At 65.2% G+C, this 24,888-nt stretch carries 26 protein-coding genes; 15 read left to right on the top strand and 11 right to left on the bottom strand.

Translation table 11 applies throughout. The features are described 5' to 3' along the window. Positions 1–82 precede the first annotated feature (82 nt). A complete protein-coding gene (locus M3A49_RS06745; protein WP_266228003.1) occupies positions 83–310 on the bottom strand; it encodes a PaaI family thioesterase in 228 nt (75 codons plus the stop codon). 299 nt (positions 311–609) lie between these two features. Between M3A49_RS06745 and M3A49_RS06740 the strand changes: the two genes are divergently transcribed. The 7 genes from M3A49_RS06740 (at position 610) to M3A49_RS06710 (ending at position 7,004) form a co-directional block, all read left to right on the top strand. Next, a complete protein-coding gene (locus M3A49_RS06740) occupies positions 610–1,029 on the top strand; it encodes a MarR family winged helix-turn-helix transcriptional regulator (RefSeq protein ID WP_254354547.1) in 420 nt (139 codons plus the stop codon). A gap of 90 nt (positions 1,030–1,119) precedes the next feature. Continuing rightward, positions 1,120–2,427, top strand: coding sequence for a chloride channel protein (locus M3A49_RS06735; protein WP_266228002.1), 1,308 nt, complete (start codon positions 1,120–1,122; stop codon positions 2,425–2,427). Positions 2,428–2,868: 441 nt separating this feature from the next. Beyond that, positions 2,869–4,449 (top strand): isocitrate lyase, encoded by a 1,581-nt coding sequence (locus tag M3A49_RS06730; protein ID WP_266228001.1) that lies wholly within the window; start codon positions 2,869–2,871, stop codon positions 4,447–4,449. Between the two features lie 139 nt (positions 4,450–4,588). Beyond that, positions 4,589–4,807, top strand: coding sequence for a DUF2945 domain-containing protein (locus M3A49_RS06725; protein ID WP_028204606.1), 219 nt, complete (start codon positions 4,589–4,591; stop codon positions 4,805–4,807). Between the two features lie 281 nt (positions 4,808–5,088). Beyond that, the gene (locus M3A49_RS06720; protein ID WP_266228000.1) at positions 5,089–5,559 is read left to right on the top strand and encodes a hypothetical protein; all 471 of its coding nucleotides are present in this window, start codon (positions 5,089–5,091) and stop codon (positions 5,557–5,559) included. Between the two features lie 65 nt (positions 5,560–5,624). Next, complete coding sequence (locus M3A49_RS06715) at positions 5,625–6,032, top strand: OsmC family protein (RefSeq protein ID WP_266227999.1); 408 nt, start codon at positions 5,625–5,627, stop codon at positions 6,030–6,032. 126 nt (positions 6,033–6,158) lie between these two features. After that, the gene (locus M3A49_RS06710) at positions 6,159–7,004 is read left to right on the top strand and encodes a GNAT family N-acetyltransferase (RefSeq protein WP_266227998.1); all 846 of its coding nucleotides are present in this window, start codon (positions 6,159–6,161) and stop codon (positions 7,002–7,004) included. 15 nt (positions 7,005–7,019) lie between these two features. Here the strand turns inward: M3A49_RS06710 and M3A49_RS06705 are convergent, their stop codons facing one another. From M3A49_RS06705 to M3A49_RS06685, 5 genes are all read right to left on the bottom strand, one after another. Further along, positions 7,020–8,183 (bottom strand): lipocalin-like domain-containing protein, encoded by a 1,164-nt coding sequence (locus M3A49_RS06705; RefSeq protein ID WP_266227996.1) that lies wholly within the window; start codon positions 8,181–8,183, stop codon positions 7,020–7,022. A gap of 4 nt (positions 8,184–8,187) precedes the next feature. After that, the gene (locus tag M3A49_RS06700) at positions 8,188–10,830 is read right to left on the bottom strand and encodes an FtsX-like permease family protein (protein ID WP_266227995.1); all 2,643 of its coding nucleotides are present in this window, start codon (positions 10,828–10,830) and stop codon (positions 8,188–8,190) included. A 3-nt stretch (positions 10,831–10,833) separates the two neighbouring features. Beyond that, positions 10,834–11,520, bottom strand: coding sequence for an ABC transporter ATP-binding protein (locus M3A49_RS06695; protein ID WP_266228075.1), 687 nt, complete (start codon positions 11,518–11,520; stop codon positions 10,834–10,836). 25 nt (positions 11,521–11,545) lie between these two features. Next, entirely contained in the window at positions 11,546–12,019 is a 474-nt protein-coding gene (locus M3A49_RS06690) for a ferritin-like domain-containing protein (protein ID WP_266227994.1), read from the bottom strand. 112 nt (positions 12,020–12,131) lie between these two features. After that, the gene (locus M3A49_RS06685) at positions 12,132–12,623 is read right to left on the bottom strand and encodes an SRPBCC family protein (protein ID WP_266227993.1); all 492 of its coding nucleotides are present in this window, start codon (positions 12,621–12,623) and stop codon (positions 12,132–12,134) included. A 104-nt stretch (positions 12,624–12,727) separates the two neighbouring features. On the opposite strand from M3A49_RS06685, the gene M3A49_RS06680 reads away from it, so the two are divergent. From M3A49_RS06680 to M3A49_RS06665, 4 genes are all read left to right on the top strand, one after another. Next, the gene (locus M3A49_RS06680) at positions 12,728–13,324 is read left to right on the top strand and encodes a DUF1571 domain-containing protein (RefSeq protein WP_266227992.1); all 597 of its coding nucleotides are present in this window, start codon (positions 12,728–12,730) and stop codon (positions 13,322–13,324) included. A gap of 301 nt (positions 13,325–13,625) precedes the next feature. Then, positions 13,626–14,681, top strand: a complete 1,056-nt coding sequence (locus M3A49_RS06675; RefSeq protein WP_266227991.1) for a hypothetical protein — start codon at positions 13,626–13,628, stop codon at positions 14,679–14,681. Positions 14,682–14,733: 52 nt separating this feature from the next. Beyond that, on the top strand, positions 14,734–15,102 hold the full coding sequence (locus tag M3A49_RS06670; RefSeq protein WP_266227990.1) for a DUF2784 domain-containing protein: 369 nt from the start codon (positions 14,734–14,736) through the stop codon (positions 15,100–15,102). Between the two features lie 177 nt (positions 15,103–15,279). Beyond that, on the top strand, positions 15,280–16,566 hold the full coding sequence (locus M3A49_RS06665) for an FAD-dependent oxidoreductase (RefSeq protein WP_266227989.1): 1,287 nt from the start codon (positions 15,280–15,282) through the stop codon (positions 16,564–16,566). 47 nt (positions 16,567–16,613) lie between these two features. On the opposite strand, the gene M3A49_RS06660 is transcribed toward M3A49_RS06665, so the two are convergent. Beyond that, positions 16,614–17,558: a LysR family transcriptional regulator gene (locus M3A49_RS06660; protein WP_266227988.1), complete on the bottom strand. Its 945-nt coding sequence runs from the start codon at positions 17,556–17,558 to the stop codon at positions 16,614–16,616. A 126-nt stretch (positions 17,559–17,684) separates the two neighbouring features. On the opposite strand from M3A49_RS06660, the gene M3A49_RS06655 reads away from it, so the two are divergent. Both M3A49_RS06655 and M3A49_RS06650 read left to right on the top strand, forming a co-directional pair. Next, positions 17,685–18,326 (top strand): glutathione S-transferase family protein, encoded by a 642-nt coding sequence (locus tag M3A49_RS06655; RefSeq protein ID WP_266227986.1) that lies wholly within the window; start codon positions 17,685–17,687, stop codon positions 18,324–18,326. Positions 18,327–18,359: 33 nt separating this feature from the next. Beyond that, entirely contained in the window at positions 18,360–20,399 is a 2,040-nt protein-coding gene (locus M3A49_RS06650; RefSeq protein WP_266227985.1) for a pyridoxamine 5'-phosphate oxidase family protein, read from the top strand. Between the two features lie 63 nt (positions 20,400–20,462). On the opposite strand, the gene M3A49_RS06645 is transcribed toward M3A49_RS06650, so the two are convergent. Beyond that, the gene (locus M3A49_RS06645; RefSeq protein ID WP_266227984.1) at positions 20,463–20,735 is read right to left on the bottom strand and encodes an alpha/beta fold hydrolase; all 273 of its coding nucleotides are present in this window, start codon (positions 20,733–20,735) and stop codon (positions 20,463–20,465) included. Between the two features lie 53 nt (positions 20,736–20,788). On the opposite strand from M3A49_RS06645, the gene M3A49_RS06640 reads away from it, so the two are divergent. Then, positions 20,789–21,472 carry a substrate-binding domain-containing protein gene (locus tag M3A49_RS06640; protein ID WP_266227983.1) on the top strand — a complete coding sequence of 228 codons (684 nt, stop codon included), beginning with the start codon at positions 20,789–20,791 and terminating at the stop codon, positions 21,470–21,472. Between the two features lie 29 nt (positions 21,473–21,501). On the opposite strand, the gene M3A49_RS06635 is transcribed toward M3A49_RS06640, so the two are convergent. Then, positions 21,502–22,086, bottom strand: a complete 585-nt coding sequence (locus M3A49_RS06635; protein WP_254354566.1) for a DUF308 domain-containing protein — start codon at positions 22,084–22,086, stop codon at positions 21,502–21,504. A gap of 151 nt (positions 22,087–22,237) precedes the next feature. On the opposite strand from M3A49_RS06635, the gene M3A49_RS06630 reads away from it, so the two are divergent. Then, a complete protein-coding gene (locus tag M3A49_RS06630; RefSeq protein WP_266227982.1) occupies positions 22,238–23,719 on the top strand; it encodes an HD domain-containing phosphohydrolase in 1,482 nt (493 codons plus the stop codon). 196 nt (positions 23,720–23,915) lie between these two features. On the opposite strand, the gene M3A49_RS06625 is transcribed toward M3A49_RS06630, so the two are convergent. Together M3A49_RS06625 and M3A49_RS06620 are read right to left on the bottom strand one after the other, a co-directional pair. Next, complete coding sequence (locus tag M3A49_RS06625) at positions 23,916–24,281, bottom strand: hypothetical protein (RefSeq protein WP_266227981.1); 366 nt, start codon at positions 24,279–24,281, stop codon at positions 23,916–23,918. Between the two features lie 26 nt (positions 24,282–24,307). Continuing rightward, positions 24,308–24,739 (bottom strand): hypothetical protein, encoded by a 432-nt coding sequence (locus M3A49_RS06620; protein WP_266227980.1) that lies wholly within the window; start codon positions 24,737–24,739, stop codon positions 24,308–24,310. Between the last annotated feature and the right edge of the window lie 149 nt (positions 24,740–24,888).

The raw sequence follows: 24,888 nt of genomic DNA, 5'->3' as shown, positions 1-24,888 counted from the left end.
ACTGCCACCTTGCGCCTCCGCGATCCGGTCCCACTCGAGCGTCAACACGCCGGTTCGCCTGCGGCCGTCAATGTGGGAAAGGCTATTTTTCCGCCTTGCCATGCATGACCATGATTGTCTGCTGCATGAGGGCGCAGAACACTTCCTTACCCCCTTTCACCGCAAAGACCTCCGCCTGGGTGACGATCAGCGTACGTCCTGGCCGAACCACTTGCCCACGTGCTATCAATTTCTCGCCATCGGCGGGCGCCACGAGATTCATTTTGTATTCGACGGTCAGGACCGAGGCGCTCGCCGGAACCATGGTCATCGCGGCGTAACCCCGCGGCGCGTGTTGCTGTTCGTGCTGCCCATTACGGTATTGCTCTCTCTATCGCTCATTGCGGACATCGACCGTCCTCGTGGGGGGCTCATCCGCGTGATTCCCCAGAATCTCATCAGCCTGCAGCAATCGCTGCCGGCGAGCTGACACCGTGCGTGACCGATGGCCGAAAGCACGTGCGTGGTAACCTCCCGACGGCCAGTCTGCCGCCACCATCCCATTGCCCGCCGCAACCCGTTTGCCCTGCAAGGCACCCAGCACGACCGGCAACGGATCAGGAACAGCATATGAATTCAGTCAAATCAACCAGACGCGCGCTGCCAGGCAAGCGCGAGCTCGAGGCGATGTCGGCGTTCCGGTATGACCTGCGCAAGTTTCTGCGGGCTTCCGAAGAGATCGCCAACGCCGCGGGTATCACGACGCTCCAGTACCAGTTGCTGCTGCACGTATGCGGCTTTCCCGACCGCCACTGGGCAACCGTCGGCGAACTCGCGGAGCGGTTGCAGGCGGCGCCGAACGGCACTGCGGCGCTCGTCTCGCGCTGCGAGTCGGCCGGGCTCGTGACGCGCAAACCCGATCCCGCCGACCGTCGCCAGGTGCAGGTCCATCTCACACCCAAAGGCGAGATGTTCCTGCTCGACCTCGCGGCCGAGCACAAGGCGGTCTATGGCGCGTTCGGCTGGGTGTTCGATGAGGCCGGCAGCTAGCCCTTCCCGGAGCGGGCCTGCTAGCCTGGCGCGGTGAAAAAGGCAATTTATGTCACAATGTGCCTTAAATGCCATTTTCTCCGGCCACCCATGCGATTTGCGAACATTTTTGATCGGCGCACGATTGTGCGAAGCCATCGGCGCTGGCGCTATTTCGGCGTGTTCTGGCTTGGCGCCATCGCGACAGGGCTCGTCGCGGTCATCTACGCGCGGCTCATCGACTTCGGCTTCGACGTCTTTGTGCAGATGACCGCCCACAACTGGTGGTTGCCGCTCGTCATCACGCCGGCGATCGCCGCGTTCAGCGTCTGGTCCACGCGCCGCTGGTTTCCGGGTTCGGAGGGCAGCGGCATCCCGCAGGTCATCGCGACACTGCACGACGTGCGCAGACTCGGCCCGCGCCTGCTCACGCTGCGCATCCTGATCGGCAAGATCGCCCTGTCGTTCCTCGCGATCCTCGGCGGATTCACGATTGGCCGCGAAGGGCCGACTATCCACGTGGGCGCCGCGCTGATGTACAGCCTGCGGCGTTTCTACCCGGCGCGGCTGCGCAGCATGTACGGCGTCGGCCTCGAATACAAGCTTGCCCTCGCGGGCGCCGCCGCGGGCCTTTCCGCCGCGTTCAATGCGCCGCTCGCGGGCGTGGTCTTCGCCATCGAGGAACTCACGCGCAGCTTCGAGGCGAAAACCAGCGGCGTGATCATCACGGCCATCATCTTTGCGGGCGTCGTCTCACTCGCGCTGCAAGGCAACTATGTGTATTTCGGCACCATCGCCATCGGCAGTCATATGCCCGATCTGCTGGCGGTCGCCGTCATTCTCGTCGGCGTGATCACCGGCGTCGCGGGCGGCGTGTTCTGCTGGCTGCTGCTCAATACCGAACGATGGATGCCCGCCCGCTTGTTCACTCTGCGAAAGGACCGTCCTGTAGCGTTCGGCGCGCTATGCGGTTTGTTCATCGCCGTGATCGGCGTGGCGAGCGGCGGCCACCTGTTCGGCAGCGGCTATGCGGAAGCGCGCGGCATGCTCGAAGGCCACTCGCAGCTCGGCGCGGCTTATCCCGTGCTGAAAATGGCCTCGATGGTGGGCTCGTATCTGCCGGGCACGCCGGGCGGCCTCTTTGCGCCTTCGCTGGCGATCGGTGCCGGGATCGGCAATGCACTGCACATGGTGTTCGGGCAGATGCAATTGCCGATGCTGATCGCGCTCGGCATGGTCGGCTATCTGGCCGCCGTCACGCAGAGCCCGATCACGGCGTTCGTCATCGTCATCGAAATGATCGACGGGCACGCGCTCGTGATCTCGTTGATGGCGACGGCGCTCGTGTCGAGCCAGGTATCGAAGCTGTTCGCGCCGCCGCTGTACGAAGCCTTGGCGCATCGCTATCTGAAGCATTGACGCGCGCCAGCCCGCGCTCACCCGTCCACGAAGAGTGACGGTTGACGATTCCGTTCAGGCCGCATCGACGGTGTGTCTGATTACGCGCTGAGACGTCTGTTCGTCAAAACGGACGTCTAAAAATCCCGCCTATCGTTGCTCGAGCCATCCGCGCTCGCCTGCCTCCGGCAACCGAAAGAGCACTTCACATCGTGAAATGCATCTTGAATTCCCGAAGCGGTGCCGTTCCGATTTATGAAAACATGTTCTACAGCACAAAAATTGTTATCTATCTCATTGATAAATAACGAATAAATAAGTCATATGTCTTATATAAGACTTTGCTGCGACGCATCAGGAAGACCCTACAATTGAGCCATGCAGTGCGCTTCGACATACGCGGCGGCACGCTGAACCATTCATTCAATCGCGCTTTGCTCTTCGGAGACTTAGGAGATACACATGGCTCAATATCAAGACGACATCAAGGCAGTGGCTGGTTTGAAGGAGAAACAAGGCAGCGCCTGGAATGCCATCAATCCCGAATCTGCCGCACGCATGCGGGCCCAGAACAAGTTCAGGACGGGCCTGGACATCGCGAAGTACACGGCGAAGATCATGCGCGCCGACATGGCCGCCTACGATGCCGATCCGTCGAAGTACACGCAGTCGCTGGGCTGCTGGCACGGCTTCATTGGCCAGCAGAAGATGATCTCAATCAAGAAGCACTTCAACAGCACCGAGCGCCGCTACCTTTACCTGTCCGGCTGGATGGTGGCCGCGCTGCGCTCCGAGTTCGGCCCGCTGCCGGACCAGTCGATGCACGAGAAGACCTCCGTCAGCGCGCTGATCCGCGAGCTGTACACCTTCCTGCGCCAGGCCGACGCCCGAGAACTGGGCGGCCTGTTCCGCCAGCTGGACGCAGCTGTTGGCCCGGCCAAGGCCGCCATCCAGGAAAAGATCGACAACCACGTCACCCACGTCGTGCCGATCATCGCCGACATCGACGCGGGTTTCGGCAACGCGGAAGCCACCTACCTGCTGGCCAAGCAGTTCATCGAAGCCGGCGCATGCTGCATCCAGATCGAAAACCAGGTGTCCGACGAGAAGCAGTGCGGCCACCAGGACGGCAAGGTCACCGTGCCGCACGAGGACTTCCTGGCCAAGGTCCGCGCCATCCGCTACGCCTTCCTGGAACTGGGCGTGGACGACGGCGTCATCGTGTGCCGTACCGACTCGCTGGGCGCCGGCCTGACCAAGCAGATCGCCGTGACCAGCACGCCGGGCGACCTGGGCGACCAATACAATTCCTTCCTCGATTGCGACGAAATTTCGGCCGACGCACTGGGCAATGGTGACGTCGTCATCAAGCGCGACGGCAAGCTGCTGCGTCCGAAGCGCCTGCCGAGCAACCTGTTCCAGTTCCGCGCCGGCACGGGCGAAGCACGCTGCGTCCTCGATTGCATCACCTCGCTGCAAAACGGTGCCGACCTGCTGTGGATCGAAACCGAAAAGCCGCATATCGCCCAGATCGCCGGCATGGTCAACGAGATTCGCAAGGTCATCCCGAATGCCAAGCTGGTGTACAACAACAGCCCGTCGTTCAACTGGACGTTGAACTTCCGCCAGCAGGCATACGACGCGATGAAGGCCGCAGGCAAGGATGTGTCGGCCTACGAGCGCGCCCAGCTGATGAGCGTGGAGTACGACGAGACCGAACTGGCGAAGGCCGCCGACGAAAAGATCCGCACCTTCCAGGCCGACGCGTCGCGCGACGCCGGTATCTTCCACCACCTGATCACGCTGCCGACCTACCACACCGCCGCACTGTCGACCGACAACCTGGCCCGCGAATACTTCGGCGACCAGGGCATGCTGGGTTACGTGGCTGGCGTGCAGCGCAAGGAGATCCGTCAGGGCATCGCCTGCGTCAAGCACCAGAACATGTCCGGCTCGGACATCGGCGACGACCACAAGGAGTATTTCAGCGGCGAAGCGGCGCTGAAAGCGGCGGGTAAAGACAACACGATGAATCAGTTCTGATACTCGTCAGCCCCAAGGCAAAACGCCAACCCATGCGGGTTGGCGTTTTTTTTCGTCCGTCGAGGTAGCTCGCCGGGCCCCCGCCGCAGGAACGAAGAATGCGACTCCGGAGGGGATTCAACCACCGGAGCGCACAATCATGTCCCATCGACTCAAAACAGGCGATCGCGTCACGTGGAACACCCCGGAAGGCATGGCGACAGGCACGGTCGTCCGCCGGATCATCAGGGATACGGAACTGGAAGGACACACTGTCGCCGCGTCGAAGGATGACCCATATTACGAGGTCGAAAGCGAGAAAAACGGTGAGCACGCGGTGCAACCCGCCGAGGGACTGGAGAAGGTCCACAAGCACTGACCTGCGCGGGATTACACGGTCGAGTTTGTCGCCAGGCGCATCGACTTGCCGGCAACAGGTTCGGTTTGGCGTCGGCGGCAACCTCCTGTGAGCCCGATCGCTTTGAGGGACAGGCTCAATGTTCCCTGATACAACTCGCAACGTTCTGTGCACGAGGAGTCGGTAAACTTCCCGTGCGGGCAAGCCGATGGCTTGCCGAAACGCACCGGTGCTACCCTCATAATCCTTTCCCTGGCACGCGGCCGCGCACCAGCGCCGGGGAATACGACCTGGAACATATCGTGGACGACCGATTCGACCGACGCGAACTTTTGCTGCACCTTGGAGAGGTTCTGGAGGCGATGCGCAACGTCGGCGCGACTCAACCCTTTTCGCCTGTTGCGCATCTTGCGGCGCGCGAGCCTTCGTTGCAGGCGTTGCCCTTTCTGCAGCAGATGTCGCCTCGCATGCGTGCGAGAGATTTTCTTGAACGGGCCGCCAGTGCCTACGCGAGCTGGCCCAGGGCGCTATTGGAGACGGAACTCGATCGCATCGAGCTTGCCTCGACGGTGCAGCGCGAACTCTTCGGGGACGATCCGCAAGGTTGGGCATCGTACGCCGCCTACGTCAGGCAGAAGGTCAGCTGGTTCGGACTCGAGCTCGACGAGACGGCCCACGTCTCAACACGGTTGAACGATCGTGACGACGAGAACGGCGGAACATCACAGTCATCTGCGATGAGGACGGGCTGGCCGTGGAAGCCGATCGAGTAAGCTACGCGCCGCCGCTTCGCTAATGATCTCGCGCGCGAGATCGCATCACTTTCGAGGAGTTGTCCATGCCGCTCGCTACCGCCACTGCCAGCCTTGCCGCCGATGCGCCCAACTACGTCGTCGCCATCGAGGCTGGCCACCACTCGCTGACCGGCGACGAAGGCCCGCACGAAGGCGGCCAGGATCGCGGCCCCGCGCCATTCACGTTCGTGCTGTCCGGGCTCGCCGCGTGCACGGCCGCCACGCTGCGCATGTACATGCAGCGCAAGACCTGGCCAGCCGCCGCGATCGCCGTCGAGGTCAGCCTGCATGCGGATCACGACGGGACCCAGTACATCCGCCGCGGCGTTGCAGTCGACGGACCGCTTGAGGAAGCGCAGCGCGCGCGCCTTGCCGAAATCTGCGAAAAGACGCCAGTTACGCTTTTCATCAAGCGCGGCACGCGCATCGACACGACGTTGCGCATTGCATGACTAGCCTGGGCAGGCATACCGGCGCTGGCAGTCCGTTTGCCATAACGGTGCCGGCGTGCTTTACTGGTTTCTGGTTTGGGCGCATCACGCTGTGACCACCGCAACAAGCACCGTAGCCCCAATTTCATGAATCAGTCTGGCGACTTCATCGTACGCATCATGTCGGCCGACGAGGTGGCCCTGTCGGTCGAATGGGCAGCCGCAGAGGGCTGGAACCCCGGGTGGCACGACCCGCGCTGCTTCCGGGAAGCGGACCCGGACGGTTTCTTCGTCGGCGTTTGGCGCGGCGAGCCGGTCGCGTGCCTCTGCGCCGCCGCCTACGACGACAGCTTTGGCTTCATCGGTCTCTACATCGTGAAACCCGGATTTCGCGGCAAGGGCTTCGGCATGCGCATCTGGCAGCACGGCACGCGCTACCTGGGAGACCGTAACATCGGTCTCGATGGAGTCGTCGCCCAACAGGCGAACTACGGGAAGTCCGGGTTCCGGCTCGCGTACCGCAACATTCGCTATCAGGGGCGCGTGAGCGGCATCGGGTGCGCGTGCGTGGCGCCAGCCGCAGACGTGCCGTTCGAGCAGTTGCTTGCCTACGATCGCGCCTGTTTTCCCGCGGCGCGCGAGCGTTTCCTCCGCACCTGGATCGCGCAGCCGGATGCCGTTGCGCTCGCTACCGTCGACGCGGGCCGTGTCGCCGGATATGGCGTTGTGCGCCGCTGCGAGGCGGGCTGCAAGATCGGCCCGCTCTTCGCCGACGATACGGACGTTGCCACAGGCCTCTTTCGCGCGCTGGCGGCGAGCATGCCCGGCGAGGTCATCGTGCTCGACGTGCCGGAAACGAACCCTGCGGCCGTCGCGCTGGCACAGCGGCACGGTATGACGAGCGTGTTCGAAACCGCGCGCATGTACACGAAAAGCGCGCCCGCGATTGCGATCGATCGCGTGTTCGGGGTGACGTCGTTCGAGCTGGGCTGATAGCGGTTGATCGCTCTAAAGCTCGAGCCGATGAACATAGCCCGTGAGTTCGAGATAGCCGCGTCCTAGCGGTTTTCCTGCGGGTTTCGCGGCGGTGTTTGCCGTGCCGGTGCTCGCCGCGTCCGCGGGAAACGCCGTCACCGCGCCCTCCCAGTACACCGCGCCGGTGGTCGCACGGCTGTCGAACTCCTGATCGTCCATGAGCGGCACCAGCGTCAGATGTACGTCCTGCGCGTCGACACGCATCGCCACCGGATACTGTGCGCCGGTATGCGGCGAACGCCACTGGCGCAGCGGCGTGAAGCGAATGCTATCGGGCGATAGCGTATGTGTGCTGCCATCGGCGGCGCGCAGCGTGCCGCCTGCCCAGAACTTGCGGCCGGCCTTGTCGCGAATCTGCAAGGCCATCAGCGCGCCGCCGTCATCGAAGTTGATGCCGATCCAGTCCCAGCCGACCGCATCCTGGGCGAGCGGCGCCGACGACCATTCGTGATCGAGCCACGCCTGCCCTCGCACGTGCGCGGCGTTCCTGTTCGAATCATCACTGCGCTTGAGCACACCGTCGACTTGCAGCCACGGTACGCTGTAGTAGTAGCTCGCTTCGTCCGGCAGCGGACCTTTGCGGCTATACCCGCCTGCGCCGTTGACGAGCACCGGCTGCGTCGGCGCCAACGTGAAGGCGAACGCAAAGCCGGGCGTGGCGACGTTCAGGCGGTAGCGGCCGTCCGCGTTGCGCTCGAGCGACCAGTCTTCGATATGTACCGCCGTGTCCGTCTCGCTCGCATCGGCGAGACCAAAGCCGCGGCGCGCGATGCGCTGATCGTGCTGCAGGCTGCCCGCATGCGGATCGCTGAGCGCCACGTTGGCGAACAGCAGTTGATCCGGCGCGAAGCGGCTCGGGTTCGCGTCGTCGAGCGCGGGGCGCGAGCGGAAGAAGGTCGCTTCGAAGCCCAGCGATGCATCGGTAGCCGCGGCCCCGTCGGCATCCGTTTGCAGCCAGCCCGTCACGTACCACCATTCGGTGCGATAGCTCGAATGCGCGCCATAGTCGCGCGGGAATACGAGCGGCTGTCCGCTCGTCACCGCGGGATAGTCCGGCATTCGCGCCCACGCAGCGCCTGGCGGCAGCGCGGCGAGCGGCCATGACAGGAACCTGTGCAGAAACGTGCGCCGTCTCATGGCGTCACCAGTCGTCGCGCACGGCGCGCACGGCATCGACCGACATCGCGGCGCGTGAACTCAGGAGCGCCGTGAGCGCGGCGGCCACGACGACCGCCGAAGCCAGCGCGGCCAGCAAGCCCCACGGCATGTGCACGCTCATCGTCCAGTGAAACGACTGCGGGTTGACGACATGCACGAGCACCATCGCGAGACTCAGGCCCAGCGTCAAGCCGGCAAGCACGCCGAGCAGCGCAACGAGCGCGCCCTCCATCGCGAGCATGATCGCGATCTGGCGGCGCGTCACGCCGATATGCCGCAACATGCCGAACTCGCGCGTGCGGGCGAGCGCTTGCGACCCAAAGCTCGCGCCGACGCCGAACAGGCCGATGATCACCGCCACCGCTTCCAGCAGATACGTCACGGCGAAGCTGCGGTCGAAGATCCGCAGGCTCGCCGCGCGGATCTCGCCGGGCTGCGCGAACTCGAGGCGCTGCCCGCCGTGCACGCTCTCGCGCAAGCGTGCGATCGCCTGCGACGGCGCTACGCCCGGATCGAGCCACAAGGCGGCGTCGCTCACGCGCGTGTCGCGAGTCAGCCGGCGGTAGTCGCTCGCGTCGATCACGATGGCCCCGAACTGGCGTGCATAGTCGCGCCAGATGCCGGCCACCGTGAACGGCAAGCGCTGTCCCGCCAGCGGCAGCGTGATGCGCTGGCCTGTGTGCATCCCGTACAGATCGGCGGCCGCCTCGCTGATCCACACTGGCGGCGGCTCGCCGGCTTGCGGCACACGGGGCGCCGTCGTCAGCGGCAGGCGCGCGGCGGGGTTACGCGCATCGATGGGCCGCGCGAGCAGGCTCACGGGCGGCAGGCCAGCATTGAGCGAGATTTGCGTCGCGCGAAGAAATTCGGCGCGCGCAATACCGGGCGTGGCGGCGATGACTGCCTGATCGCCCGGCGACAGGAATGCACTGTCGCCGCCCGGAGAAGCGCGCAGATAGAGCGGCGCGGGCAGCAGCAACTGCAGCCAGTCGTCGACCGCTACGCGAAAGCTCGAGACCATGATCGCCATCGCCGTCATCAGGCTGAAGCTCGTGACGATGCCCGCGAGCCCAATCGTCGCGCGGCCGGGGGCGTTGGCGAGCTGCGCCAGCACGAGCTGCGGCAAGGCATGATTCGAGCGCGGCAGCACGGCGAACACGGCGCGCGCGAGCGCCGGCATCGCCAGCACGCCGCCCAGCAACAACAGCGCGATGGAAAGATAGCCGAACACCGGCAAGCCAACCACGGGCGGCAATAGCGCGGTTAAAAGCCCGGCGGCGATGGCGAGCAGCGCCGCCGTGACCGTGCGTTTCGTACGCAGCCGGGCGGCCGGCGCTTCCTCGTCGCCCGCCTTCAGCGCCCGCGCGGGTCGCGCCCTCGCGGCTTCGAGCGCCGGCGCGAGACTGCCGAGCACCGACGCGGCCAGCCCCAGCGCAAAGAAGATCGCCGCGGGCATCGCATCGAAATGCACGCGCGGCTGCACCCCTTCGAAATAGCCGCCGCCCAGATCGCCGCCCGCATAGCGGAGCACGGCGGCCGCGAGCGCGAAGCCGACGGCAAGACCCGCTGCCGCACCGAGCACGCCGAGAATGGCGCCCTCGGAGACGACGAGCCACAGCACGCCACGCTGCGTCACGCCGATCGCGCGCAACAGCGCAAACTGCGCACGGCGCCGCAGCACGGCGAGCGCCTGCATCGTGAAGACGAGGAACGCCCCCGTGAACAGCGCGACGAGCGCGAGCACGTTGAGATTCGCGCGATACGCACGCGAGAGCATCGAGGTGCGCTGCGCGTTGGCGCCCGGCGTGACGGCGGCGACACCCGCGGGCAAGCGCGGCGCGAGCGACTTCGCGAACACTTCGGCATCGACGCCAGGCTTGAGCTTGATATCGATGCGCCCGAGCGTGCCGAGCCGCTGCAAGCGCCATTGCGCGGCGCCGATGTCCATCACGCCGACGCGCACCGCATCGCCCGATGCGGGCAACACGCCCGCGACGCGCAGCGCGACCGAAGCGAGCCCGACCTGCACCGTGAGCGAATCGCCGGGCTTGAGCGCCAGCCAGCTCAGCGCGGCCGGCGAGAGAAATACGGTGTCGGGGTCGAGCAGATCGAGCGTGGTGGCCTTCGTACCGTTCGTGCCATGCGTGCCGTTCGTGCGATCGGCCAGCTCCACGCGTCCGACGAGATTCGGCGTGACATACCCAGCGCGAAACACATCGACGCCGAGCAGCTTCAACGACTCGTCCCGTCCCGCCACGCGCGCATCGACCTCGACCACGGGGCTTGCCGCGGCGACCTCGGGCATGCGGGCAACGCGCGGGTACAGCGCTTCATCGAAGCCCGCGCGCGGGCCGCGCAATTCGATATCGGCGTTGCCCATCAGCGAGTTGACGGTGGCCGACAGCTCGTTAAGCGCCGCGCGATTGATCAACTGCACGGCGTAGCCCATCGCGACGCCCGCCGCGATCGCGAGAATGCCGATCAGCGTGCGCAGCGGATGCGCGCGCATTTCACCGGCAATGAGCGCCGCGCCGACGCCGCCAGCGGGCAGGCGATTGCCCAGGCAACGCGACGCGCGCGATGCAGCAGCGTCGCGCGACGAACCCACGGCGCCGAACCAGCGCATCGCCTACGCGCCGCCTGCGCCGGGCGCGTACGGCTCGAGCCCGGCGGGCGTGAGCCGCAGCACGCGGTCGGCGGCAGCCGACACGGCCGCCGAGTGCGTCGCGAGCAGCACGCCCGCGCCGTTCGTTTGCGCCAGTTCGCGCAGCAGTCCGAGGATGCGCATCGCCGTGTCGTGATCGAGATTGCCGGTGGGCTCGTCGGCCAGCACGAGACGCGGCTGATGCACGAGCGCACGCGCGATCGCCACACGCTGCAACTCGCCGCCCGACAATTCACGCGGCAGCGCGCGCTCGCGCCCCCCGAGCCCGACGGCGTGCAGCACAGACGACACGCGCGCCGGCACGTCTTTCGCCCGCATGCCGTTCAGGAGCAGCGGCAGCGCGATGTTCTGCGCCGCCGACAGGTTCGGCAGCACATGGAACGCCTGGAACACGAAGCCCATTTTCTGGCGGCGCTGCAGGGTGGCCGCGTCGTCGTCGAGCGTGCCGAGGTCGTGTCCGTCGAAGACGATGTGTCCCGCGTCCGGCCGGTCGAGACCGGCCGCGAGATTGAGCAGCGTCGATTTTCCGGCGCCCGATTCGCCCATGATCGCGACGCATTCACCTGAGCGCAGTTCGAGATTCACGCCGCGCAGCACGTTGCGCGGCGTGGTGCCGTCATAGTGCTTCGATACGTTGGCGAGCGTCAGCATCATGTCGAGCGAAACGCAGCGCCTGTCAGGCGGGCCCCATGTCCTGCTGCGGCGTCGTCGCGGTCGAGCCCGGACGGCGCAGCATCTTGTCGACTTCGCCCGCGTGCAGTTCCTCGACCTGGATCATCTGGCGCGCGTACTCCTCGAGCGCAACCGAGCGGTCTTCCACGAGCGAAAGCAGCTCGTGGTAGAGGCCGAGCGCGATCTGTTCGGCCTCGAGCGATTCGCGCAGAATGGCCCCGATATCGAAGGTATGGGAATCGAGCAGCGGACCGATGGCGAGCGACGGATACGCGCCGAGCGTCGTGATCCATTCGCCAGCCTGCTGCGCATGCAAGAGCGACTCGTCCGCCTGCTGCCGCAGCCAGGAGACGATTGGAATGCGGCCGAATCCGAACACCAGGAACGAATAGTGCGTGTACCGCACCACGCCCGCCAGCTCGGATTCGAGGATCTTGTTCAGCACGGCGACGACGGGCTCCTTCTCGATCTCAGTCATGTTGCCTCCCATGCACGGCAAGTAAGCGGTGGGGACCATTCATAACACCTCCGTCTCGCAGAAATCTTCCAGAAAGCGTGTGCAAGCGCACTGACGAATTCGATTGTTGCACTTATCGAGGTTCGCCGCTGTAGTCGATCAAACGTGCATCGAGCAGGCGCGCAAGCGCCAGGCCGCCTTCGCGCATGATCGAATCGTGATTCCAGCGGAATACCAGCCGTGCGAGGGGCGCGAGCGCGAGCGCGCTCATCCACGCACTGGCCGTCCTGACGTGCCAATCGTAGCGCACCACCGTGCGGCTGCCGTCGGCTGCGAAATGCCAGCGCCCCACGCCCTCCAGCGTGCCGCTGGCCTCGCCCTCGAGGGCGATGAGCGGCGCGACGCGCGTGACGCGCACATCGATGATCACGCGATAAGGCAGCACGCCTTTCCACGTGTAACGATGCACCGCGCCCAGCCCGTCGGTCTCGCCCGCCCGCAACTCGCGTACCGCTTCGACGTTCTTCCACCACCTCGGCCAGTTCGGCGAATCGTGAATCGCGTCCCATACCGGCTGCACCGGCGCCTCGATGCACCACAAGGTGGTCAGACGGAATTCCGCCATCGTTCGCTTCCTCCTTGTTGGCGATACGGCTAACTGTGCATTGCATGGTGCAAAGCCGTGCTCCAGAATTACCTGTCTTCCACGTTCGAGTATAGGAGGGAGCCATGACGCTCCCAGACCGGGATTTCGTGGCCGTCGCGCAGGCACGCTTCGATGCGCTCGCAAACTACGAGGTCACGTTGAAATCGACATCGGCGGGAGCCGAAACGGTCGAGGTGCTCTATGGCTACCGAAAGCCCGGCTTCATTCGGATGGACTTCATCCGGCCACATGGCGGCGCCACGCTCACCTTCAGCCCGGAATCGGGGAAGGTCAAGCTCTGGCCGTTCGGTATCGACACGTTTCCGCGGCTCACGCTGAGCCCAGACAATCACATGATTCAGAGCCCGCAGGGTCATCGCGTCGACGAGTCCGATCTCGGCGCGCTGCTAGTCAATGTCCGTGCGCTCCAGGCGCATGGGGACACCCAGGTCGTCGGCGCCGAGACCATCGGCACGCACCAGGCGGCGCATGTGATCGTGACGTGCCGGCCCGGACACTTCGTGACCGGCGTGTTCCGCTATGAGTTGTGGTTCGAGTTGAGCCATGGGCTGCCCATCAAGGTCGTGAGCGAGGGCGAGTCACATGAGCCGATCGAAACGGTGCTGATGGAAAACCTGCGCATCGACGTGCCGCATTCTCAGCTCAGGCCGTTCGGCTAGTCGCGCGAGCGATGACTGCCATTGGGGATGTCACTTAATCCTCAGGTTAATCAAGGCGTAAACATGACATCCTACAATGCCTCAACCGCTTAGGATGCCAAATAACCAGCCAGCCCAAGCGTGCGCGACGAGCAAGCTTTCGTCGGAAAACATACGTCTGATCCCCCAATCGTTGCTAACGCAGTTAAAGGCGAATCCATCGACGGAATCTACCGTGAGCGCCCCGCTCGCCCGCCAACGGGAAGCGGCGCCGCTCTGCCCGTAAGGTAAATCCCCGTTTCCTGGATCGAAGGGACATGGCATGTTCAGAAACCTTATCGAGTTCGCAAGACAAGTGCGGCGCAGCGAAGACTTCAAGAACGCGCTCAATACGCCAGCCCGCCTCTCCCTGCATGCGAAGCAACGCCTCAACCGTGGCTGCTTCGTCATAGAAATTCGCGCCAATTCGGGCTTCTTTTCCGTCATGCAGATCGTCCTGTGCATCCTCCTGTACTGCGACGAGAAGCGTTTGACGCCCGTTATCTCGGCGCGCGGCGGCAGCTATGGCGACGCGGAAGGCAAAATCGACTGGCTAGCCGAATATTTTGAAAACCTCGCACCGTCCGCCGCGGCGAACGCGGCGAGGCCCGGTTTGCGAACGTCGATCGTGCGCGATCTCGGCGATCTGGGCTTTCGCCGTTACGAAGCCGGCCTCCGGCTGGAGCGCGCGAGTACGCTATTCCTGTCGAACTATCGGCCAGGCGAATCGATCCGCCAGGAAGTCGCGCGCATCAGCGAGCGGCTCGATATCGGCGCCTCGACGCTGGGCGTCCATTTTCGCGGCACGGATAAAAAGTTCGAGGCCCATACGATCGACTGGAGTGCGTTTTGCCGCATGGTCGAGACAACCCTTGCGGACGATCACCGGCTCACGAACATCTTCGTCTCCAGCGACGAGCAGGCCTTCCTGGACTTCTTCCGGAAGTGGGGCTTCGCTGTGCCCGTCAACGTCGCGCCTGCTGCGCTGCTCGCCAGCGGCGAGAAGCCCGTGCACTTCAGCGGACATCCCGGACTCGCCATCGGGCGCGAAGCCCTGGTCGCGAGCCTGCTACTCGCGAACTGCGGCCATTTGATCAAGACGCCCTCCTATCTCTCGGCGTGGTCGAAGATCTTCAATCCGTCGCTGCGGGTGAGGCTCGTCGTGCCGCCACGCGAAAACGCCTTCTGGTTTCCCGATAGCCAGATCTGGACCGAGCAGAACAAGCGCGACAACGACCTCGTCAATCCCGAAATCGAAAACGCCGCTTTCGGCTCGCCGTTCACGGTAGCCGGGACGACGCCAAACGCGGGAACCCTCCCCCGGCCCCTCGATCTTTGAAGACGTATCATCGGAGCCAGAACGCAGGGCGAGGGCAACTGCGAGCATCGTCATGGACTGGCTGGCCAATACTGTTCTCGTACTGCACGCGCTGGTCGTTCTCTTCATCGTCGGCGGCTTGTTCGCGATCTGGGTGGGCGCATGGCTCGAGCGCGGTTGGGCACGCAACCGCGTGTTCCGGCTCACACATCTCGTTGCGATAGGCATCGTCGCCCTTCTTGCGGTCCTCGACATCCCGTGTCCGCTCACGGTCCTCGAGGACTGGTTACGTACCGGACATGCGGGGCCGCAGGGCTTCGTCCAGCGCTGGGTGAGCGACTTGCTGTACTACAACTTGCCCGGCTGGGTGTTCGCGACGGCCTATGCAGCGTTCCTGCTGGTTGTGGCAGTCACGTGGTTTCGTGTCCCGCCGCGTTCGTGACGGCAACGGATCATCGATCATTCGGCCCGCAACGACACTGGCGGCGCGCCGCCTGTTCTCTCTGGCGCTTCGCCTCCCGAACCTCGAATCTTGCCTCCGCAGGGTATGCGAGTCGCATAATAGCGCTATCCGCACGCCTCGCGACACGCACGCTCAAGCGCCTCATGCGCCGTCAGTTTGCTGACGTCCGGCTTCGCGTCGCCGCCATGGCATGGAGGTTTTCAAATGACACAGGGCAGCTACGACATCGTGATCGCGGGCGGCGGTCTTGGCGGTGCAACGCTTGGCCGTGCACTGGCAGGCGCCGGTGTGCGCACGCTCATTGTCGAACGCGAGACGGCTTTCCGGGACCGCGTGCGCGGCGAGGGCATGATGCCTTGGGGTGTCGTCGAAGCGCGAGCGCTCGGCATCGATCGGCTGCTCTGCGATGACGGTGCGCACGTGGTCCCGTTCTGGAGGCGGTACAGCGGACTGGTGCCAGCCGAAAGCCGCAACCTCGCGGATACCACCCCCGGGCACACCCCGTGTCTGGACTTCTATCATCCGTCGATGCAGCGCACGCTGCTCGACGCGGCCGAGTCATCGGGGGCCATTGTGCTGCGCGGCGCCGAAGTCGTGCGCGTCGATCTGGGCGATGCGCCGGGCAAGCCGCCGGTCGTCGAGATTCGCACCGATGGCGGCACACATCGGGTGAAAGCGCGGCTCGTGGTGGGCGCCGACGGACGCAGGTCGACGGTGCGCAGAATAGCCGGCTTCACGCTCGACCAGGATCCCGGGCGGCTGGTCGTGGCGGGGGTGCTCTACGAGGGGCTCGACGCGCCGGAAGATTCGGTTCACCACTTCCAGTCCCCGGCGTTGGGACAGGCCGCACTGATTTTTCCGATCGGGCACCAGCGGTTCAGGTCGTACTTCGTCTCATGGGTCGGGCAGCGCGCGCACCCCATCAGCGGCAGCGGGCATATCCGCGAGTTCCTCGACGCCTGCGTCGATACGGGCGTGCCGCGCGACTGGTTCGAACGCGCGAGTGTCGTTGGCCCGCTCGCGGCGTATCCCGGCGCGGACATCTGGGTCGAGCATCCCTGCAACGGCGGCGTGGTGCTGATCGGCGACGCGGCGGCGGCCAGCGACCCGTCATGGGGATGCGGGCTGTCGCTGACGCTGCGCGACGTCAGGGTGCTGCTTGACCGTCTGCTCGCGAACGATGACTGGGAAGCCGCCGCGCACGCATACGCCTTCGAGCACGACCGCTATTACGGCGCCCTGCACCGCGTACTGGACTGGCTCACCCAGCTGCTGTACGAACGCGGCGCGAGCGCCGACGAGCGCCGCGCCCGCATCCTGCCGTGTTTCGCCATGGAGCCCGATCGCGCGCCCGATCTTCCCGGGCTCGGTCCGGAGACGCCATCGGACGAAGAGGCGCGCCGGCGGTTCTTCGTCGAGGATCGTTTTTTGCCGCACGGCTGATCGCGCGGCACATGTTCAACGTCGCTCACGTGAGCGGCCGGGCGCGCTTACGCGGCACTGTTCGCGATCCTTGCTTTGAGCGCCTCGATGACCGCCCGCACCTTGCCCGACGGGTAGCTCGTCGGCGCAAACACGGCCTGCACACTCAAAGGCACACCGGACCACTCGGGCAGCAAGCGGACTAGCGCGCCGGACGCAAGATCCGCCTGGGTCGAGAAATCGGTCAGCGCGGCAAAGCCGCCACCCGCGAGGACCGCCGCGCGCGCCGACGTCGCCGTGTTCACGCTCAGCGCATTCACGCAGCGCACGCGGCGCGCGGCTTGGCCGTGGCTGACGCGGCCCGCCGCGAGCCGCCCGGCGTCGCGCGTCAACTCGAGCGTCGACGGATGCCGCAGCACGCTCATCGCGATATGCGGCAAGGACGCCAACGCGTTCAGCGACCTCGGCATGCCGTGCCGCGCAACGAACGCCGGGCTCGCGACCAGCCAGCGCACGTAGCTGCCGAGTTTCACCGTGCGGTAGTTCGAGTCCGGCAGATTGCCCAGCCGCACCGCCAGATCGATCCCCTCGCCGATCAGGTCGACGTAGTGATCGGCGCAAACCAGTTCGATGTCGAGTTCCGGATAGATGCCACGCAGATCGACGAGCGCAGGCGCGACGATCTGCGCGCCGTAGTCGACGGGCGCGCTCACGCGCAGCGCGCCGCGTGCGGGCATGGCCTCGTCCGAGACGGCCGCGAGCGCCTCTTCCGTCATCTGCAGGATGCGGCAGCTGGCGTCGTAAAACGCACGGCCCGCATCGGTCACGGAGAGCTGCCGCGTGGTGCGCGTGATGAGGCTCGCGCCGATCTCGCGTTCGAGGCGCTGCATGTGCGCGCTGACCATCGTCTTGGCGATGCCGAGCCGCTCAGCTGCCGCGGTCAGCGACCCCGCTTCGACCACGGCGACGAACACCGCCAGCCGGTTCAGATTCACGTCGCGTATATCGGTCATTGGCGATTGTCCACTTTCGATAGAAAATGAATGCAAGCTTAGCAGTCTTCTCGCGCGCGCAGCCATTGCCTATTCTGAGCGCTCACTGCCGCTTCATCCCGAGGCGCTTTCGTTATGGAGAATGCGATGCCCGCTGTCCGTCCCGCCACGCCGATCCGCCTGTACACCACGCTGCTATCCGGCCACGGACACCGCGTCCGGCTGTTCCTGTCCATGCTGGACCTGCCGTTCGAGATCGTGCCGGTGGATCTCGCCGCGGGCGAACACCGCCAGCCCGCGTACCTGAAGCTCAATCCGTTCGGCCAGGTCCCGACCATCGTCGATGGCGAGACCGTGTTGTTCGATTCGAACGCGATTCTCGTCTATCTGGCCAGGCGTTACGGCGATCCGTCGTGGCTGCCCGACGATCCATCTGGCGCGGCTGCCGTGCAACGCTGGTTGTCGCTCGCAGCCGGTCCGATCGCGTTCGGCCCGTGCGCCGCACGCCTCGTCCACGTATTCAAGCGCGATCTCGATCTGGCGCGAGCCCAGGAAATCGCGCGGACGCTGCTGCCGCTGCTCGATGCCGAACTCGCGCACAAACCGTTCGCCGCGGGCGATCGCGTGACGATCGCCGATATTGCCGCGCATACCTACATCGCGCATGCACCTGAGGGCGGCGTCTCGCTGGAGCCGTATCCGCATCTGCGCGCGTGGCTCGAACGCGTGGCCGCGTTGCCGGGCTTTGTGCCGATGCCATCGACGAAAGCAGGCCTGCTCGCCGACTGAACGGCACTTGCGCGCCAACCACCCGAGGCCGTCATGATCGCTCTCCCCAAATTGAATCCGTACCGCGCCGCCGGGCCGTTTCACGACGGTGAGCGCGAGGCCCAATTGCGCGCGGGCGTGGCCGGCGTTGCACTTGAAAACGGCTCGCGCGGCATTCGCGATTACATGCCGGACCAGCATCGCGCGTTCTTCGCAATGCTGCCGTTCATGGTGTTCGGCGGCGTCGATGCAGCCGCTCAGCCGTGGGCGACGCTGCGTGCGAACACGGCGGGCTTCGTGTCGACGCCGGACAGCCGCACGCTGCGCATCGACGGCGGCGTGCTGCCGGGCGATCCGCTCGAAGGGAGCTGGGTGCCGGGCGCGCGTGTCGGCGGCCTTGGCATCCAGCCGCATACCCGGCGGCGCAACCGCGTGAATGGCGTGATCGAAGCGGTCGATGGCGGCGTGGTGACGCTCGCGGTCGAGCAGAGCTTCGGCAACTGCGCGAAGTACATCAATGGACGCGAGCCGGCATTCGTCGCCAATGCGCCGGCGCACGCGACGGTCGAACATGCGCAGGCACTCTCGGAGGAAGACCGCGCGCTGATCGCGCGCGCCGACGTATTTTTCATCGCCACCGCCAATCTCGACGATGCAGCGGGCGCGGCGGGCGGCGCCGATGTGTCGCATCGCGGCGGCATGCCCGGCTTCGTGCGGATCGACGACGCGCACACGCTGACCGCGCCAGACTTCAGCGGCAACAAGTTTTTCAACACGATCGGCAACCTGCTGCGCGATCCGCGCGCGGGGTTGCTGTTCGTCGACTTTGCGCGCGGGGATCTGTTGTATCTGGCCGTACGCGCCGAGGTAATCTGGGACGGCCCCGAGATCGCGCAATTCCCGCTGGCACAGCGGCTGGTGCGGTTTCATGTGGCCGAAGTGCGCCGCGTGCGGGAAGCCTTGCCGTTGCGATGGTCGGCGGTCGACTATGCGCCGCAGTTCGCGCAGGCCGCAACGCAATCCTCACCGGCGGCTGCGCCGAAGGAAGCCGACGCGCGCCCGTGGCGCACGCTGCGCGTGGCCGAGGTGCGCGACGAATCCCCGACGATCCGCTCGTTCCATTTCGAACCGGTGGACAGCGAGCCACTCGCCCCGTTCGAAGCTGGGCAGTACCTTTCGCTGCGCATCGCCATGCCCGGATCGGACAAGCCGCTCATGCGCACCTATACGCTCTCCGCGGCGCACGATGCCGCGCATCCGGCGCGCTACCGGATCAGCGTGAAGCGCGACGGCGCGGTATCGCGCTGGCTGCATGATCACGCACGTATCGGCTCGCTGATCGAGACGCTGGCGCCGCGCGGATCGTTCAGGCTCGATGCACGCAGCCCGCGCGCGATCGTGCTGGCGGCGGCGGGCATTGGCATCACGCCGATGCTGGCGATGCTCGACGCGGCACTCATGCTCGAACCGCAACGCCGGATCCACGTGTTTCATGGCACGCGCGGCGAGCATGAGAGGCCGTTCGCTGCGGCGCTGCGGGAGATCGAACGCGCGCATCCGAACGTCTCGGTGCATCTGTACGATAGCGCCGCGCAGCACGACTCGCCCGATGGCGACCGGCTCGCGGGCCGCGTGAACATCGATGCGTTGCGTCGCTTCCTGCCGTTCGACGAGTACGAATTCTATTTGTGCGGCCCCGAAGCGTTCATGCGCGATCTGTACGACGGGCTGCGCGCGCTGAATATTACGGACGAGCGGATCCGCTTCGAGGCGTTCGGGCCATCGAGCTTGAAGCGTGCACCTGATCACGCTCCCGTTGCGAGCGAGGCAACGACAGTCAGACCGGTGACCTTCGCGCGCACGGGGAAAACGGCGCACTGGGAGCCGCAGCAGGGCTCGCTGCTCGATGCCGCCGAGCGCTGCGGCGCCGACGCGGTGTCCAGCTGCCGCTCCGGCATGTGCGGGACCTGCACCACGCGCGTGCTCGATGGCGGCGTGGATTACGACGAACCGCCTGAGTTCGACGTCGAGCGGGGTTACGCGTTGATCTGCGTCGGGCGTCCGGCGGCGGGCGGCGTGACGCTCGATCTCTAGGCGCCGCTGCTTTCTTCACGCGCACGCAGCGGCGAAGTGGCTCGAGCACACCCGCGTCCAGCGTCAGCTCGGCGCGCGCAGAAATCGCACGACTTCGTCGTTGAATCTCTCGGGATACTCGATGTTGGAGAGGTGCACCGCCGGGAGCATCAGCAGCCTCGCGCCCGCAATCGCCTTCGCCATTTGCACGCTGTAGCTCGCCGCCGTCACCGTATCGTGCTCGCCGGCAATCACCAGCGTCGGCCGCACGATGCGCGCAAGCGACTCCCTCATATCCGCTTCCTGCACGGCGCCCCACGAACCCGCAAGGCCATGCCGGTTCGTCGTGGTCAACATCGCGCGGAATTTGTCTACCGCCGGATCCGTTGCTTCGAGCGTTTTACGAGCGCATGCAGCCACTCCTGAGCGAAGCAGAAGGCTTGCGTCAGCACGCAGCACAGCTAGCCGGCGGTGAAGAAAGCGAACTGAACGTGGTCCTTGGCGATCTGTGCCCGCGCCCGGTTGCGCTGAACCTGCTTGCGCGCTTTTTCGTCACGTGTCCGCGCACGCGGCTGAATCTGCATTTCGAATCAGTCGGCGGCCCTGCTGAGCGGCTGAAGGCCGGGCAAGCCGATCTGATCCTGCATCGTGTAGACACGACCGACCTGTCACTGGAGTGGATCGTGCTCGGCAAAGTGCGCCTGATTCCGGTGGGGGCGCCTGGCCTGCTGCCGGCACCACAAACCGGGACGCTGCGTGCGAAGCGCTTGCGCGGCTACGCGCAATGCGTGATGCGCGATTCCGCCCAGAAGCACGGCGACTCGAATTTTCTGGTCGTCGAGGGCGCGAGGCAAATCACTGTGCCCGACCAGGGCATGAAGAAGGATCTCATCATGCAAGCCCTTGCGTGGGGGCATCTGCCGGACTTCCTGATCGAAGCGGAGTTGCGTAGTGGCGCCTTGAAATCCCTTGCAAGCCGGTCGCTCCCCGGCCATACGGAGACACTGGTTGCCGCGCGGCGCCGCAACGCCTCGCATGGCCCGGTTGCACAGCGATTGTGGGCCTGTCTGCAGGCGAACGCGCCGATGATCTAGTCAGGCGACGCGCAAACTACGCCGGTGCATCAAGATGTTCTGGCCATCTTGCTGCGCAGTTGGCCAGCCGAAAGCCACAAGGCGGAGATGAGAAAGTAGACGGCGCCGACCGCTGCATAGCCCGCCACTTTGTCGATCGCAGAGGCCAGAGGCGCGCCGCCCTGCACGATGAAAAACACCCCCGCCAATGCCGACTGACCACCGCTTAGAATCATCGCCCATTGCGCGCCGAAGCGCTTCCAGCGACGCACCGCGGTGCCGAGTTGAAGCAACCCGGCAAGGATGGCCCACACGCCAAACACGCCCAGCACCCCATGCGCGCCCAGCTTCAACGCCACAATCACGGCGACCGTCGTCATGATACTGATGCCGACGTTGACGACTTGTGTACGGTTTTCAGCCGCCCCGCCGCTGCGCAACATGTCGATGTAGTTGGCCAAAGCATCCCATGCCGGATACACGACAAGCAGTGCGGCGATTCTGGCCGGCGAATGCTGCCCGAGCGAGAAAGCCAGTGCGACCCAGGCAGCGGAAAACGCGGTCCGTACAAAATAATACTGCTTGAGCCAGCTCTCTTCGCGAGTAAGCGTGATATCTGCGTGTCGATCAGCCATGGCAACTCCTGAACAGTTCGTGGCAATGGTGCAAAGGATCGCATTCGCCTCGCTTCTGCGGCATCGGTCGAATGACCGACCCTCGCGGGGTCAAATGGCGTTGTGACGTATAGTGATCGAACGCCTGACGTACGCCCTGCCTCCCATGCCGATGACCGACGACAAAGCTGGCCTTTTCCCGCTGCGCGTGTTCGATGCCGTGAAAGCACTCGCCTTCATCGGCGATCTGAGCATGGGACAGCCCACCGATCATTCGCCGCGCACCGGATGGCTCGCGGCGCGCCTCGCGCAAGCCACCCGCCTCGACGCGTCGACAATCGACACCGTGCGGGAGACGTCGCTGTTGCGCTGGTCGGGATGCACGGCGAACGCTGCTGGCTTCGCCGACGTTTTCGGCGACGACATCCAAAGCCGCGTCTCGATGCTTGACGGCCGCACAGATTGGGTCACGCCGCTTCAGTCTCGTGGCGGCGCCGCCGCGGTACTCACGCCGCTCGCGCAGACCCACTGCGAAGTGGCGGGCGAAGTGGCGCGCATGCTGGGCCTCCCCCTCGCGACCGAAACGGCGTTGCGTCATATCTTCGAAACGTGGGACGGCAACGGTGTGCCCGCGCATCTTGCACGCGAAGCAGTGCCGATGCCCGTATTCGTCGTCGCGCTTGCCGGAGATCTGGAGATTTTCTGTCGCACCTACGGTGTCGAGCAGGCGCTTGGTCTCATTGCGCAACGCGCCGACACGCGCTATCCACTGCAGTTGGTCGAGACCGCGCAGCGCGGTGCCCCCCTTTGGATCGCGGAACTGGAACGTGCGTCACCCGCCGATCTCGACGCTGCGCTGACGACATCGCCTATGCAGCAGGCAACCTCGGCGGAGTTGATCGCCGACGTCATCGACCTCAAGCTGCCCTGGATGACCGGCTTCTCGCGCGCGGTCGCGGCGACGGCCGCCCGGTGTTGCGAACGTCTCACAACGGACCAGGCCGCGCACGAACGCGTCTATCGCGCAGGATTGATTCACGGGATTGGGCGGGCGGCGGTGCCGAACGGCATCTGGAATCTGAGCGCGCGTTTGCCCGAAAGCGCCTGGGAGAAGGTGCGCCTCGTGCCCTACTGGACGTCGCGTGCAGGCAGACAGGCCGGCGCGCTCGGAGATGCGGCCGAACTCGCATCGTATGCGTATGAACGGTTGGACGGCTCGGGTTATTTTCGCGGGGCGCGCGACCACGCCATGACGCTGGAGGCGCGCGTGCTGGCTGCGTCGGTGGCGTGGGTCGCGTTGCGCTCGGCGCGCCCGTGGCGAGCCGCGCTTTCCGGCGACGCAGCCGCGCAACAACTGCGCGACGAAGTCACAAGCGGCCGGCTGAGCAGCGAAGCGGTCGATGCGCTGCTGGCCGAAGGCGCGGTCGCCGTCAGGCGCCCAATGAACAGCACGCCGCAGCGCGCGCCGCTAACGCCGCGCGAAATCGACGTGCTGCGTGCCATCTCGCGCGGTGCAAGCAACAAGCAAGCCGCGCGAGAATTGGCGCTGAGTCCGAGCACAGTACGCACGCACATCGAAAGCGTGTTTCGCAAGTTCGAATGCTCCAGTCGCGCGGCGGCAACGCTCAAGGCATCGGCAATGGGCTTGCTTTAGAAAGCATCCCGATACGTTCTGGAAGAAAACGCCGCGCGTTGCCGTGTCCGGTGGCAGCAACGCGCTGCGGCTATGCAAGTTAATGGCTTTTTTCGCTGATTTATTGGTGGTCTCTCACGCTTCCCGAATTATTTGGTGGTCTCTCACGCTGCCCGAACTTGTTTGATCTCCTCTGCTCCCCCGAATCAGGCATGACTCAGTCTATTTCTTGTCCCCCGGCTCTGGCCGCGAACCGATCCAGCAAACACTGCAGCCGACGCTCCTGAATGTGCAAAATCCCCGGTGTGGAACGGAGCTCGAGCACGCGGGAGTGCCAATAGCTCGCACCGAAAATCGCCATCGCCCTGTCCGCGCTAATCGCGCTTTCGAGGTGAGCAATGGCTGTGTCGAGAGTGTGGACAGTGTAGGGACTGGGAGGTCGCCGTTCTGTCTCTGTCTTTGTCTGAATCGTTTTCTCGCGCCCTGCGCGCTTGCCCCCCGCCTGGCTATCGGGTTCCTGCGCAAGCAGGGATTGCAGGCGCTCCTCATCGAGCGCGTCGTACCGGATGGCGTTGTCTTGCATCGCACGGCCTCCTCGTCGGCGATCGCTCACCAATTACCGTCCAGCGTGTTCCGGTGCTCGCTGATGATGACCCTCGGGCCCGGATTGTCGTGATTAACAAGGGTCGCATCGGTGCACACGGGGTGCGTCGCCGCGGCGCCACGCCGGTGGCGTGCGACCGACTCCAGCAGGCTCAACGTGATGCAGAAACTCCGGTCGATCTGCTCCGTCCAGCACTTCTGGTCATAGGCGGCCAGGGCCTGCACGAAGACGTCGTAGATCTGGTCCGGGAATGTCACGCCGCTCGACTCGATGCGGACCATGAGCGCCCTTGCCCGAAGCAGTTCCGCCAGAATCGTTGCGTCCGGCTGCGTCGCCGGTTCAGGCTCCGGCTTGCAAGGGCGTGCGCGGGTTTCGTCATCCGACGCGAAGCGGAAAATGTTCAACAGGCTTTTGAAGTCGGGATGCGGCGTATGCATGGTGGAGTCCCTCATCGTCCGAACTGCAGCGACTCCATCCTGCGCGTCCCGGGGCGCTGGCAAAACCGGCCATGCCGGGGGGAAAACGCCCCCAGAAGACGGCCCCAGAAGCGTCCCCCGCTTTGGGGGGATCGCAACCTGAAGGAATG

The sequence above is a fragment of the Paraburkholderia sp. CNPSo 3076 genome (assembly GCF_026343935.1).
Lineage (GTDB): Bacteria > Pseudomonadota > Gammaproteobacteria > Burkholderiales > Burkholderiaceae > Paraburkholderia > Paraburkholderia nodosa.
Note: the sequence above shows the minus strand (reverse complement) of the source record. Positions and strands in the feature narration are given on the sequence as shown.

Bases quoted from the DNA above. Each gene is read 5' to 3' on its own strand.
- M3A49_RS06745 (WP_266228003.1), bottom strand. From the start codon at position 310: ATGACCATGGTTCCGGCGAGCGCCTCGGTCCTGACCGTCGAATACAAA.
- M3A49_RS06740 (WP_254354547.1), top strand. From the start codon at position 610: ATGAATTCAGTCAAATCAACCAGACGCGCGCTGCCAGGCAAGCGCGAG.
- M3A49_RS06735 (WP_266228002.1), top strand. From the start codon at position 1,120: ATGCGATTTGCGAACATTTTTGATCGGCGCACGATTGTGCGAAGCCAT.
- M3A49_RS06730 (WP_266228001.1), top strand. From the start codon at position 2,869: ATGGCTCAATATCAAGACGACATCAAGGCAGTGGCTGGTTTGAAGGAG.
- M3A49_RS06725 (WP_028204606.1), top strand. From the start codon at position 4,589: ATGTCCCATCGACTCAAAACAGGCGATCGCGTCACGTGGAACACCCCG.
- M3A49_RS06715 (WP_266227999.1), top strand. From the start codon at position 5,625: ATGCCGCTCGCTACCGCCACTGCCAGCCTTGCCGCCGATGCGCCCAAC.
- M3A49_RS06710 (WP_266227998.1), top strand. From the start codon at position 6,159: ATGAATCAGTCTGGCGACTTCATCGTACGCATCATGTCGGCCGACGAG.
- M3A49_RS06705 (WP_266227996.1), bottom strand. From the start codon at position 8,183: ATGAGACGGCGCACGTTTCTGCACAGGTTCCTGTCATGGCCGCTCGCC.
- M3A49_RS06700 (WP_266227995.1), bottom strand. From the start codon at position 10,830: ATGCGCTGGTTCGGCGCCGTGGGTTCGTCGCGCGACGCTGCTGCATCG.
- M3A49_RS06695 (WP_266228075.1), bottom strand. From the start codon at position 11,520: ATGCTGACGCTCGCCAACGTATCGAAGCACTATGACGGCACCACGCCG.
- M3A49_RS06690 (WP_266227994.1), bottom strand. From the start codon at position 12,019: ATGACTGAGATCGAGAAGGAGCCCGTCGTCGCCGTGCTGAACAAGATC.
- M3A49_RS06685 (WP_266227993.1), bottom strand. From the start codon at position 12,623: ATGGCGGAATTCCGTCTGACCACCTTGTGGTGCATCGAGGCGCCGGTG.
- M3A49_RS06680 (WP_266227992.1), top strand. From the start codon at position 12,728: ATGACGCTCCCAGACCGGGATTTCGTGGCCGTCGCGCAGGCACGCTTC.
- M3A49_RS06675 (WP_266227991.1), top strand. From the start codon at position 13,626: ATGTTCAGAAACCTTATCGAGTTCGCAAGACAAGTGCGGCGCAGCGAA.
- M3A49_RS06670 (WP_266227990.1), top strand. From the start codon at position 14,734: ATGGACTGGCTGGCCAATACTGTTCTCGTACTGCACGCGCTGGTCGTT.
- M3A49_RS06660 (WP_266227988.1), bottom strand. From the start codon at position 17,558: ATGACCGATATACGCGACGTGAATCTGAACCGGCTGGCGGTGTTCGTC.
- M3A49_RS06655 (WP_266227986.1), top strand. From the start codon at position 17,685: ATGCCCGCTGTCCGTCCCGCCACGCCGATCCGCCTGTACACCACGCTG.
- M3A49_RS06650 (WP_266227985.1), top strand. From the start codon at position 18,360: ATGATCGCTCTCCCCAAATTGAATCCGTACCGCGCCGCCGGGCCGTTT.
- M3A49_RS06645 (WP_266227984.1), bottom strand. From the start codon at position 20,735: ATGTTGACCACGACGAACCGGCATGGCCTTGCGGGTTCGTGGGGCGCC.
- M3A49_RS06640 (WP_266227983.1), top strand. From the start codon at position 20,789: ATGCAGCCACTCCTGAGCGAAGCAGAAGGCTTGCGTCAGCACGCAGCA.
- M3A49_RS06635 (WP_254354566.1), bottom strand. From the start codon at position 22,086: ATGGCTGATCGACACGCAGATATCACGCTTACTCGCGAAGAGAGCTGG.
- M3A49_RS06630 (WP_266227982.1), top strand. From the start codon at position 22,238: ATGACCGACGACAAAGCTGGCCTTTTCCCGCTGCGCGTGTTCGATGCC.
- M3A49_RS06625 (WP_266227981.1), bottom strand. From the start codon at position 24,281: ATGCAAGACAACGCCATCCGGTACGACGCGCTCGATGAGGAGCGCCTG.
- M3A49_RS06620 (WP_266227980.1), bottom strand. From the start codon at position 24,739: ATGCATACGCCGCATCCCGACTTCAAAAGCCTGTTGAACATTTTCCGC.